This is a genomic window from Croceibacter sp. (genome assembly GCF_002716225.1).
Lineage (GTDB): Bacteria > Bacteroidota > Bacteroidia > Flavobacteriales > Flavobacteriaceae > Croceibacter > Croceibacter atlanticus.
Window position 1 is genome coordinate 126,014 of the sequence record NZ_PAZX01000010.1, and the last position, 11,455, is coordinate 137,468.

General features: G+C 33.1%; 12 protein-coding genes. 2 read left to right on the forward strand and 10 right to left on the reverse strand.

Annotated features, from left to right (window positions below; all coding sequences use genetic code 11):
* The first annotated feature begins 73 nt into the window (after nucleotides 1-73).
* The gene (locus CL818_RS07800; protein ID WP_013186184.1) at nucleotides 74-433 is read left to right on the forward strand and encodes a YraN family protein; all 360 of its coding nucleotides are present in this window, start codon (nucleotides 74-76) and stop codon (nucleotides 431-433) included.
* A gap of 51 nt (nucleotides 434-484) precedes the next feature.
* Here the strand turns inward: CL818_RS07800 and CL818_RS07805 are convergent, their stop codons facing one another.
* Nucleotides 485-1,627 (reverse strand): aminotransferase class V-fold PLP-dependent enzyme, encoded by a 1,143-nt coding sequence (locus CL818_RS07805; protein ID WP_272973013.1) that lies wholly within the window; start codon nucleotides 1,625-1,627, stop codon nucleotides 485-487.
* Nucleotides 1,628-1,649: 22 nt separating this feature from the next.
* Nucleotides 1,650-2,006 carry a hypothetical protein gene (locus CL818_RS07810; RefSeq protein ID WP_013186186.1) on the reverse strand — a complete coding sequence of 119 codons (357 nt, stop codon included), beginning with the start codon at nucleotides 2,004-2,006 and terminating at the stop codon, nucleotides 1,650-1,652.
* A 48-nt stretch (nucleotides 2,007-2,054) separates the two neighbouring features.
* Here CL818_RS07810 and CL818_RS07815 point away from each other — a divergent pair, with 48 nt between their 5' ends.
* Nucleotides 2,055-2,591 carry a CvpA family protein gene (locus CL818_RS07815; protein ID WP_286972587.1) on the forward strand — a complete coding sequence of 179 codons (537 nt, stop codon included), beginning with the start codon at nucleotides 2,055-2,057 and terminating at the stop codon, nucleotides 2,589-2,591.
* Between the two features lie 94 nt (nucleotides 2,592-2,685).
* On the opposite strand, the gene CL818_RS07820 is transcribed toward CL818_RS07815, so the two are convergent.
* The 8 genes from CL818_RS07820 to CL818_RS07855 form a co-directional block, all read right to left on the reverse strand.
* Entirely contained in the window at nucleotides 2,686-4,338 is a 1,653-nt protein-coding gene (locus CL818_RS07820) for a SulP family inorganic anion transporter (protein ID WP_013186188.1), read from the reverse strand.
* A gap of 120 nt (nucleotides 4,339-4,458) precedes the next feature.
* Nucleotides 4,459-6,054, reverse strand: coding sequence for a SulP family inorganic anion transporter (locus CL818_RS07825; protein WP_272973012.1), 1,596 nt, complete (start codon nucleotides 6,052-6,054; stop codon nucleotides 4,459-4,461).
* A gap of 111 nt (nucleotides 6,055-6,165) precedes the next feature.
* Entirely contained in the window at nucleotides 6,166-6,447 is a 282-nt protein-coding gene (locus tag CL818_RS07830; protein ID WP_013186190.1) for a hypothetical protein, read from the reverse strand.
* Between the two features lie 73 nt (nucleotides 6,448-6,520).
* A complete protein-coding gene (locus tag CL818_RS07835) occupies nucleotides 6,521-7,270 on the reverse strand; it encodes a tetratricopeptide repeat protein (protein ID WP_272973011.1) in 750 nt (249 codons plus the stop codon).
* A 9-nt stretch (nucleotides 7,271-7,279) separates the two neighbouring features.
* On the reverse strand, nucleotides 7,280-8,116 hold the full coding sequence (locus CL818_RS07840) for an SH3 domain-containing protein (protein ID WP_272973010.1): 837 nt from the start codon (nucleotides 8,114-8,116) through the stop codon (nucleotides 7,280-7,282).
* A 4-nt stretch (nucleotides 8,117-8,120) separates the two neighbouring features.
* Nucleotides 8,121-9,890, reverse strand: a complete 1,770-nt coding sequence (locus tag CL818_RS07845; RefSeq protein WP_272973009.1) for a BatD family protein — start codon at nucleotides 9,888-9,890, stop codon at nucleotides 8,121-8,123.
* Nucleotides 9,890-10,789 (reverse strand): tetratricopeptide repeat protein, encoded by a 900-nt coding sequence (locus tag CL818_RS07850; protein WP_272973008.1) that lies wholly within the window; start codon nucleotides 10,787-10,789, stop codon nucleotides 9,890-9,892. Before CL818_RS07850 ends, CL818_RS07845 begins: the two co-directional genes overlap by 1 nt.
* A 60-nt stretch (nucleotides 10,790-10,849) precedes the next feature.
* The gene (locus CL818_RS07855) at nucleotides 10,850-11,455 is read right to left on the reverse strand and encodes a hypothetical protein (protein WP_272973007.1); all 606 of its coding nucleotides are present in this window, start codon (nucleotides 11,453-11,455) and stop codon (nucleotides 10,850-10,852) included.

The following is an 11,455-nucleotide window of genomic DNA, read 5'->3' on the forward strand; positions in this document are numbered from 1 at the left end:
TGCGGATAATCTTAATTGATTATTCGCATTTGTCATTTATAACAACATACAATCTATTTTGCTATCTTTAGTTATGGCACAACATAATGAGTTAGGTAAAGAAGGTGAAAAACTTGCAGTACGCTTTTTAAGCGACAAAGGCTATACTATACTCGAAACCAATTATCGGTATTTAAAAGCTGAAATTGATATTATAGCTAGAATAGGAAATGTAATTTGTGTTGTTGAGGTAAAAACAAGAAGTACTTCAGAATTTGGAAACCCACAGGAATTTGTAAAACCAAAACAAATAGGCTTATTAGTTAGCGCAATAAATAACTATATAGAGGATATAGAAGATGATGTTGAAATTAGATTTGATATTGTCGCTATTGTTAAAAATAAACTAGGCACTACTGTAGAGCATTTAGAAGATGCTTTTATGCATTTTTGAAACAGTATTACAAATGTGCACCTCTATTTAAGTAACGGCAAATAAGACGATTTAAAATTGTGCTACTAACCTTTCAAAATCTTCAGTAGTATTATAAACATGTGGTGATACTCTTATTGCATTACCACGATAAGACACAACAACTTTAGCGTCTTCCAACCTTTTCTTCAACACATTTAAATCCATATGTTTTGGTAAATAAATACCAAATAAATGTTGAGATCTATATGCATCATCTTCAATAAAACAACCTTTACTTCTTAATGTATTTACAGCTTCAGAAGAAATAGAGTTACAGTAATCCTGAATATGTTGTGGTTTCCATGATAATAACTGTTCTAAAGCAGTAGTAAGCATTGGCGTTAATATAAAATTACTACTTTCTCCAACTGAATAACGACCAGCCTTTGGTTGAAAGTGTTCTTGATAGTTTACCAAGTTTGTGAAATCTTCGCTACCTAGTCTGTTCATCCAATTATGTTCAATAGGATTGCCATTACAAAGTGAATCTGCATAATACGCCATACCAAGTCCATATGGTCCTAGTAGCCACTTGTATCCTCCACAAATAAGTGCATCTACATTAAACTCTTTTATAGAAAAAGGTAAAGCTCCAACACTCTGTGTACCATCTACAACTAATTTGGCACCTACACTGTGAGTAGCTTCTCTAATAGCCTTTAAATTAAATAACGTGCCATCTGCCCAATGAGAATGCGCAAGTGAAACTACTTTGGTTTTTTTGGTAATACTTTTGAGAATTGAATCGTTCCACAATTTACCACGATTTATAAAGGTATCGGGCGCCTCTACAGAAACAATCTTAGCACCTACTTTTTTTGCCTCGTGCTGCCAAACATATACGTTACTAGGAAACTGCTCATTAATTAAAATAACTTCATCATCGCGCTTTAAATTGCAATTTTGAGCAACATTAGCCATACCATAAGAAACTGATGGAATAATGGCTGTATGTTCATAATTATCTGCAGAAATAAGTTCTGCAAAGCGTTTTCTTAACGTTGTACGTGCATCAAAAAAATGTTCTGAGGTAACATTAAAAGGTTGTTCTTTTAAGTGCACCATATCTACACCAACTTCACTTACAGATTTTAACTGTGGAGACATATATGCACCATTTAAATAGGTAATGTCTTTAGGTAAATTAAATAAATGACTTTGGTTTTGTAGCATAATATTATAGTACGAGGTTATATTATGAAATATACGCTTTCTCTAAAAAATATGTAACTATAGCTTCTTTCATTAAAACACTCTGCTCACCAGCTTTTAAATTTGGTAGCTGGTCTAGTACTTTGTAATGAGGCCAGCCATCATCATCAAAAAATTCAAATTCATAATAACCATAAGGTTCAAGTAGCCTGCATATTGCAATGTGCATTAAATCTATCTTATGGTCTTTTTTATATTTATCGTGAGGTTTACCTAATTCTTGTACACCAATTAGATAGATAATTGCATCTAAATCTAATACCTCGCCATCTGCAAATTGTGCAGAAAGCTTATCTACAACTTGTTGCCAACGTTGCTTTAATTCTTCATCTCTTGCCATAGTGCAAAGATACTTAAGTTGAAGCGCATAATTACCTATATTTGAGATATGAATTTTATAGATATTATTTTAGGGATATTCCTATTACTAGGGCTTGTAAGAGGTTTTATGAAAGGCTTTTTTATTGAATTAGCTTCTTTGGTTGCATTAATTGCAGGTATTTTTGGCGCTATTCACTTTTCATATTATGCTAGCTCTTTTATTGCTGAACATGTTGATTGGGAAGAAAATTATATAAACCTTGCTGCATTTGCTGTAACCTTTATCATAATTATTGTAATTATTTCTCTTGCCGGGAAATTACTTACAAAATTGGCAAATATCATTGCTCTTGGTATTTTAAATAAATTGCTTGGTGGTGCATTTGGGGTAATAAAAATGGCATTTTTGGCTAGTGTAATTATACTATTTTTTGAAGCAGTTAATAGCAACAATTCTTTAATAGAACAAGAAAAGCTAGACAGTTCTGTTCTCTACGCTCCAGTGTCTAAAATAGCTCCTTTAGTATTACCCTCAATTTTGAAGGAGGCAAAGAATAGGGATATCCTGGATAAGGATAAAAGATACATTGGTGAAGAAAAATAATTCAAAATATAAAAGCACCTCAGTTTATAAAGACTGAGGTGCTTTTTAAATTTTACTTTCACAAACTATGAAAGTATACAATAAATTTTAAAAGTTAATCTGATAATTGAAGTTTTAAGTACTCCAAGCAATCATATATAGTATCAAAAATATCCTGTTCTTGGATAAGCTTTGGTATAATACCTACAGCTTCCAACATTTTTCGAGGCTGAGTATCAAGACCTACTAATAGGACTTCGATTCCCTTTCCTTCAAGATCTGTTATAATATCTTCTAAAGCATATACACCAGATTGATCAATATAAGGGACACGATCCATTCTAAAGATCACAACACTCTTGTCTTTTGAGTTTCGTTTTACTTCATCTTTAAAATAGGAAGTAAATCCAAAAAACAATGGCCCATATAATCTTTTGATGAGAATTTTTTCTTTGTTGGTCTCGTAAAAATTACCTTCAGTTTTCCACTTGGAGTCATTGTCATCAATATCAGATAGTGTTCCTGTAGTAAGTCCTCTTTCTGCCATATCACCAGACTTCTTCATAAACAGTAAGCAGGCTAATGCCACACCAATTCCTACAGCTTGAATTAGGCTTCCAAAAGTGGTCATTAATAACACAAGAATCATTACAAATGCGTCGCCCTTAGGTACTTTTAAAAGATGCTTTAATCCTTTAATATCTATAATCTTAAATCCTATTGGAATAAGAATACCAGCTAGTACACAAAGTGGTATTTCAGAAGCTAAAAACCCAAGTCCTAATAATACAGCTAATAAGAACAAGCCGTGAATCATACCTGAAAGACGTGTTGTGCCACCAGCGTTTATATTTACAACAGTACCTTTTGTAGCACCAGCACCAGGAATACCACCTATAAGACCACCTATTGCATTACCAATACCTTGCCCTATAAGCTCTCTGTTTGAGTTGTGCTTGGTTTTAGTCATACTATCTGCTATTACTGAGGTTAACAATGAATCAATACTACCTAGTAAAGCAAGGATAAATGCATACTCTAAAATAATGGAAAAAGCGTTTAAATCTATTCCAAGAATTGTATCAATTTTTAATTCTAGGAATGAAGGTATCTCACCTATGTCCTTAATTAAAGGAACATCAAAATTGAAAAAATAGCCTATTAAAGTCGCTACAATTAGTGCTACAAGTGCTGTAGGAATAGCTTTATTAATTTTAGGCCAAATTATATACACAGCTATAGTAATACTTCCTAACAGAAGTGCTTGTGGATTAAACTCTGCAAATAATCTTGGTAAATCCTTCATGATTTTTATGGTAGACTTGGCAGAGTCTAGTCCAACAAATGGAAATATTTGAAGAATAATGATAATCAAACCAATACCACTCATAAATCCAGAGATTACCGGATAGGGAAAGTATTTTACATAACCTGCAATATTAAGAAAGCCAAAAACAATTTGGATAAGCCCAGCAAAAACGAATGTTGCTAAAATTATACCCATACCAGCTTCAAGACTTCCTGTAAGCTCTATTGCAGCGACAACAAGCGCTGCTGTCACAACAGTCATAGGACCTGTAGGGCCACTGGCTTGTGTTTGTGTACCTCCAAAGGCGGCAGCAAATATACCAACTGCTATCGCACCGTAAAGTCCTGCAGCTGCTCCCATTCCAGATTGTACTCCAAATGCTAAAGCTAATGGCAATGCTACTACTCCTGCTGTAAGACCACCAAAAAGATCGCCTTTAAAATGTTTGAACGTTATCATTAAATTAATTTTACTTAAAAGATTAGTTTTCAATTTTAAATAGTTGTGTAAAACACAAACTCATAATTGCATCAATTAAAAACCATAACTACTGATGCCTGTCAGTAGATATGGTAATTATTAGGCTCCTCGTCTAAAAGGTTGTTTTTTCTCTTGATTAAAGAACTGCTCGTAGCTTTCTGGGTTTTCTGTGATTCCTCTCTCAGAAATAATCTTTATATGAATGTTACGCTCTTCTGCTCTAAATTTAAAATCGTCTAATATCTCAATAATATCATGATCTAAATATTTAGCCTTTCTCGTATCAATTTCTAAGAATGAATTACTCTCAAGATTGTTTAATTCTTTCAAAATTGCTCCTTTATTAATAAAAGTAACTTCTTCTGCAAGAGTCATCTTAACATGGTTTTTACCATTTGATGGTTCTTCGATATGTAAAAAGTGAGAGTTTTGGTAGCTTTTTATTACAATTACTACAATACCAATTGCAAGTCCTAAACTAATACCAATTAATAAATCTCCAAACACAATACCTATTACAGTAACTATAAATGGTACAAATTGTTTCCAACCTAAAACAAACATTCTTTTAAAGGTAGATGGCTTAGCTAATTTATATCCTACTAAGAATAGAATAGCTGCCAATACAGATAAAGGAATAAGGTTTAGAATATTAGGGATTAATATAACAGATATTAATAATAAGAAACCGTGAAGGATTGCTGATAATTTTGTTTGTCCACCAGACTGTATGTTAGCCGAACTTCTTACAATTACCTGTGTAATTGGTAGACCACCAATTAAACCAGATATCATGTTACCTGTACCTTGTGCAAATAACTCTCTGTTAGTAGGTGTTGTTCTTTTCTTAGGGTCTAACTTATCTGTAGCCTCAACACAAAGTAGTGTTTCTAAACTTGCTACTAAAGCAATTGTAAATGCTGTTATCCAAACATCTGGATTACCAATAACACCAAAATTTGGGAAGGTAAACTGACCTAGGAATGAGTCAAAATCATCTGGAATAGGAACACTCACTAAGTGTTCTTGACTAATACTCCAACCTGAAATATCTTGAGTAGTTACAAAATAAACAATACCTGCAAATACTGCTACTAAAGGTCCTTGTACTAATTGAAATATTTTACCTTTTTTAGATAAAACTGCTTCCCATAATATTAAAATTACCATAGCAATAACTGCTATTAAAGTAGCGCCAGGACTTATATTACCAATAATATTTCCTAATTCAGAAAATGTATTTTCACCGTCCATTTGTAAAAATGCCCAATCTCCTTCTGGATCTGCATCATAACCAAAGAAATGAGGAATTTGCTTAAGTACAATGATAATACCAATACCTGTTAGCATACCCTTAATTACGGATGACGGAAAGTAATATCCTATTATACCACCTTTTAGAAGACCAAAAACAATTTGAATTGCTCCACCTAAAACTACAGCTACTAAGAAGTTTTCATAACTCCCTAAACTTGCAATTGCAGCTAGTACAATAGCGGCAAGACCTGCTGCAGGACCACTTACCCCTAAACTAGAACCACTAATGGCTCCAACTACAATACCACCGATAATACCTGCAATTAAGCCTGAAAATAGTGGTGCTCCACTAGCTAATGCTATACCAAGACAAAGAGGAATAGCAACAAAAAATACCACGACACTAGCTGGAAAATCGTGCTTTAAATTCTTAAACATATAATATATTTTAATGCAGAAAGACTTTTATCTTTCTGTTGTTTTTAATAAATAATAATGGCAACAAGACAACCTTATTAAGAGAAAGCTAGCTTGTTGTGACTAAATATATTATGAGAATTTTGGTGGCGGATATGCCGTATCTATATACACAGATACAAATGTGCAATTGTATTTGAAGTATTGTTTGTCTGTATCTAAGAAATCATAATACTTAAATACAACATCATTTTCAGAATGACTGTAATCTTTAAAGTCTAATTTGTTTTTGCAGTTTTCTTCCTCAATTACAACGACACTCATTACCTCTTGATCAAATATAAGAGACAATGTAGGTACAATTGTAAAGGCTAAAAACCCTATGAGAAATATGAATGCTTTAAACTTTATCAACTCTAAAAATTTATGAAATGCAAAAGTATTGAATTTAAAAAAATTAACATTTAAACTAATGTTAAAGCTATCATCAAAGTGCCTTTAATTCAGTTTTTAACAGCCAACCTTGTTTGCCGTCTGCTAATTCAATTTTTCTCCAAGAATCAAAATCTTCTAAAATTTTAGCCTTAGTACCTTCATGTAATAAGAATAGCTGTTCGCTTCTTGAATTAGGCTCACTTCTTACAACAACTTCTTCTGGAAAGATAATACCAAAACTTTTTTGTTCCAACACAGATTGCTGTTGGTAAGCAAATACAACTGCACATATTGCAATTAAAAACGCTAAACTGCCGCCAATAAAGAACAATCGTTTTTTTAATGATGCTCTAGAGAAGTAATAAAGAAGTATTAACACCACAAAAGAAATTGAAGCTAATACAGCAAGCCAAGCCCAACCATTTACGCTTAAAGTAGCAATAACAGAGTTTACAATTTTAGAAACTCCAGTTTTAGGAACCTCATCTATAGCATCAATAGTCATTTGTCTTGCGTAAGCCAAGTTGTTTGTTACATCTGCATCATTAGGATCTAGCTTAAGAGCTTTTTCAAAATAATAAACGCTAGGTCCAACATTATTTAATTTATAATGAGAATTTCCTAAGTTATAATATACAGATGTGCTTTCGTATCCATCTTTAAGGATAGATTGGTATTTAGATATAGCCTCTTCATAGTTTTCATTTGCATAGGCTTGGTTAGCTTCATTAAAAAGCGACTCAGACTGTGCAATGGTAACAGTTGTAATAAAAAGGGCACATATTATAGTTACAAACTTCATAATCCTAAATTAACATCCTACCATTAAATTAAACTCTATTATCTTTTCTGTGGTTTTACCATTCTCATCTGTTAACACTACTTTGTACCAAACATTTTGTGACTTTATACCAATACCGTTTTCTGTGAGTGTTTTGAATGGGTTTATCATATTTGCTACCTTTTGGCTACAAAGTCTTCTCAGATCATCTTTGATTTCTGCTACAGATATTTTTTCTTTGAAAGTCTCATCTTCTACCTCATCTTTAAGTGATGTAAACGTATTATCTTCTAAAAGTGGAGGCATTAATCTCCAATCACTTTTAAACGTATAGCTTCCGGATAAATCGCAAAATGGTTGCTCATCAAAAACAACAAGGCTTTTTTCTACGCGCTGGTATACTTTTACGTTTACATTGCGTTCTGGCTGTACACGTACCCATTTATTAAATGGAGAGTCTCCATAAGACACCTTTACCGTTACCTTATCTTCTGCATTAAACGTATTGTTTTTAGATAACAACCTAACATCTTCTATATAAACAACAGCATCATTAAACTGTATCTTTATACGTTTATCTATCTTTTCTGAAGACAACTCTGATGTTAATACGTAGCCTAAGATATGTTCAAAAAATCTGTAGAATCTAATTTTTGAGAACTCGCCTTTTTCGTCAAGAATTTCTACTTCTGTACCATAATCCAATACATCTACATCTTTAGAATCTGCACTTGGCACTTCTTTTAATGGCAACCCATTTTCTGTACAAACGTATTTAAGAGTTTTAGCAAAGCCAAGGCTTGAAACAAACATTGCAAGAACTACAACTATCTTACTAAGATTATATGTGTTTTGTGCGCCATCCATATCCTTACATTTGTTTATCTATTTGAGAAATAATTCTGCTTGCCTTATCATAATCCTGTTGCATTGCGGTATTGCTACTTGGAGTATATCTTGCAAATTCACAATTTTCCAATAATGAGATATATTCAATACTAGATGCTTCATCTGCGCCACGTTCTTTTAATAAACGTTGTATCCTATCCTTACTCATCTCACTAGTTTGAATGTTTAATTTTGCTTTTAAATAATTGTGTAAAGCGCGCTCTAAACTTTCATAAAACGGTTTTTGGTCTCCTAGTTTTTTCTTAGCATCACTTAAATACTTTCTAGCTAATTTATCTGCTTTTCTAATTCGGTTTCCTCTAACATCATTAGCTCGCTCCTCTCGTTTCTTACCAAATATTATAGCTAGTGGTATAAGTGCCAATGGTCCTAACAATAATATCCAGAAGCCAATACTCTTAAAAAAGGCCTGATCACCAATTGCTTTTAAATTGGCGTTTTGTTTAATAAACCTAAACGGAGTACCTGTAGTAACAACTGCTTGTTTGTTGTTGCCCGAAGTTACACCTGTTGCCGTTGCATTTCCAGTATTTTCTGGACCCGAAAGTACATCGATCACAATTTCTTTTGACGTTATTGTTTTATAAGTTTCAGTTTCTAGGTCGAAATATGAAAAGCTAATTGGAGAAATAGGGTACTTACCTTTATAGTTTGGAATTATAGTATATGTTTCTTCAACACTACCTCGCATGCCGTTAACAGTAGTTGAAACTCTCTCTTTACGTTGAGGCTCAAAAACTTCTAATGAGCTAGGCACAACAAGTTCTGGGAAATTAAACATTGAAAGATTTCCGTTACCTGAAATTTTAACCACAGCATCTAGGCTTTCTGTAGCCTCTAGCTCTGTTTTGTTTGTGGTAACTTCAAAATTAAATTTACCTACAGCATTTGTAAAGTTTGAAGGTTTTCCTTCTGCAGGAAGTGGCTTAACATCTATAATTCGTTTACCTGCACTCACATTTTTCTTTACTGTTTCAAACAAACGTCCTCCAAAAATATCTCGTCTGTTTGAAGGCACATCTACATCTATAGATAATGATAGTGGCTCAATTTCTAACTTTCCAGATTTTTGAGGATACAATACTGTTTTCCTTAGTGTTACATAGCGATATTGTTCTCCTTGATATGTGCCATTTTGTACTTTAAGTTGCTTTATATCTATGCTCTGGCTCCAAAAATCTGCATATTTAGGACTCGCTATTTCACGCCAATTACTTACAGAAGTAGATGGGCTTACATATAACTTATAGGTAACTGTAACGCCTTCATTTAAATATGGGTTGGTTTTAGAAACCTCTGCAACTAAATGTATATTATCATCTGCCACAACGCTGGCATTATTTCCATCTGTAGGATTTTCTACAGCATTTGTAACCGTTATTTTTATGGGTGTTGTCTTATAAGTAGTTCCTTCTATATCTATTACAGCTTGTTGTATAGTGAAATTACCAGTAGCTGTTGGCTCTAAAAAATACTTATAACTTTTCTTATAAGTACTCTTACCATTTATCCAGCTTTGGCTAACAGATTGGTACGGACCTCCAACTTTTCTAAACCCTGTAAACTCTGGAGGATTAAAGTTATCTCCATCTTTGTTCATGGTAAACTCTACACTTAAGCGTTCATTAACACCTAGTTTAGTTTTACTCACACTGGCTTCAAAAGAAATTTGAGCAAAGGTGTTTGCCCCTATTAAAACCAAGCAAATTAATAAGACATGTTTTAATTGCATTACCAATCTTTTTCTGTTTTTACTTTTGCAGCTTTCGCTTTCTTAGCATTTAATTTTTCCTGAACCTTTGCTTCTTGGTTGGCCATAGTTTCTAACAGGTTCTGTATTTGTTGGGGGCTAAGCTGCCCTTTACCTTGTTGAGGCTGTTGTTGTTCTTTCTTTTCCTTACCGTCGTTATTTTTACCATCATCTTTTTTATCGTCCTTAGGCTTTCCTTCTTCACTTTCGTCTTTATTGCCTTGGTCTTCCTTGTTTTCTTTATCATCTCCTTCATTACCATCTTCACTTTCTTCACCTTTATCGTCTTTATCTTTTTCGCCTTGATCTCCTTCTTTCTTCTCTTGATCGTCTTGCTTATCCTTGTCTTTATTTTGCTCTTCGTTCTTCTTATCATCATTACCGCCACCACCATCTTTCTGCTCTTTTTCTAATAAGCTTTTGGCCAAAGCAAGATTGTAACGCGTTTCATCATCATTTGGATTGTTTCTTAAAGCTTGCTTATAAGCTTCAACAGCTTTGGCGTATTTTTTATCGCGCATAAATGTGTTCCCTAAATTATGGGCGCTTTTATGTTTTAATTCTTTTTCTTCTGAAGCTGTTTCTGCTGTAACATACTTTTCACCTGCTTCACTTACCTTATCCTTAGTGTAATATAAGTTTCCTAAATTATATTTAGCTTCTTGATTATTAGGATTTTTAGCAATAGCTTTTCTATATGAAGCCTCTGCAAGCGGAAAATTATCTTCTGCAAGATAGTCCTGAGCTTCATTTAATAAATCTTGAGCTTCTTGCTCTTGCTTTAGTTGCTCTTTAGTTTTTTGTTGTGCCTGCGTGGTAATAGTGAACACCAAAGCACATAGCAAACTTAGTATAAGAGATACGTTGTGTTTAGTTTTCATTGTTGTTAATTTATATAGGTTTGAATGCCTTAAACAGCATTCGTTTAATTTTGTTTTTTATTATAATTTTTCAATAATTTCTGAAGGCAGAAACATTTCTAAAATTGGTTTCATATTCTTCTCTACTACTATAAACTTCCAATTAGTTATACCATTTGGAGATTCTGCTATTACACGTTTTTGAACGCTTATTTTATATTGGTCTTTATCTTCTAAATACGTCACATTCTCTTCACCAAAGTTTTTATAAAATGATACTAACATCATACTTTGTTGTAACTCCTTTTTTTCTTGCAGTTCTTCATCTTCTGAATCTTCCACAGAGTTGTCTACAAAACCAATATACATATCATTTGAGTAGCTAAGTGTAGCATAATACTTCTCGTTTATGAGTTCTGGTTCATTAATGTCCTTAATATTAGTATTATCAAACCTAAAATTCATAGACTCTGAATTAAAAGCGCTTTGCATTGCAACCAGTAATTGTTCTCTTGGGATTAGCTCAAAAATACCTTCTGCTGTATACTCTATAGCTGTTTCAAATTTTTTATTGATTATAGCAGTTAAGTAGGTATTAAAATCTGTTTCAATTTCCTTCTTGGCATTTTGGGAGTATCCAGTTAACGTAGCTGCTAAAAGAATTACATATGTAATGATATGCTTCAT

What these genes read in the sequence shown, in the direction of transcription:
- CL818_RS07840 (WP_272973010.1), bottom strand. Translation starts at nt 8,116, where the DNA reads ATGGATGGCGCACAAAACACATATAATCTTAGTAAGATAGTTGTAGTT.
- CL818_RS07855 (WP_272973007.1), bottom strand. Translation starts at nt 11,455, where the DNA reads ATGAAGCATATCATTACATATGTAATTCTTTTAGCAGCTACGTTAACT.
- CL818_RS07815 (WP_286972587.1), top strand. Translation starts at nt 2,055, where the DNA reads ATGAATTTTATAGATATTATTTTAGGGATATTCCTATTACTAGGGCTT.
- CL818_RS07835 (WP_272973011.1), bottom strand. Translation starts at nt 7,270, where the DNA reads ATGAAGTTTGTAACTATAATATGTGCCCTTTTTATTACAACTGTTACC.
- CL818_RS07825 (WP_272973012.1), bottom strand. Translation starts at nt 6,054, where the DNA reads ATGTTTAAGAATTTAAAGCACGATTTTCCAGCTAGTGTCGTGGTATTT.
- CL818_RS07800 (WP_013186184.1), top strand. Translation starts at nt 74, where the DNA reads ATGGCACAACATAATGAGTTAGGTAAAGAAGGTGAAAAACTTGCAGTA.
- CL818_RS07810 (WP_013186186.1), bottom strand. Translation starts at nt 2,006, where the DNA reads ATGGCAAGAGATGAAGAATTAAAGCAACGTTGGCAACAAGTTGTAGAT.
- CL818_RS07820 (WP_013186188.1), bottom strand. Translation starts at nt 4,338, where the DNA reads ATGATAACGTTCAAACATTTTAAAGGCGATCTTTTTGGTGGTCTTACA.
- CL818_RS07805 (WP_272973013.1), bottom strand. Translation starts at nt 1,627, where the DNA reads ATGCTACAAAACCAAAGTCATTTATTTAATTTACCTAAAGACATTACC.
- CL818_RS07850 (WP_272973008.1), bottom strand. Translation starts at nt 10,789, where the DNA reads ATGAAAACTAAACACAACGTATCTCTTATACTAAGTTTGCTATGTGCT.
- CL818_RS07845 (WP_272973009.1), bottom strand. Translation starts at nt 9,890, where the DNA reads ATGCAATTAAAACATGTCTTATTAATTTGCTTGGTTTTAATAGGGGCA.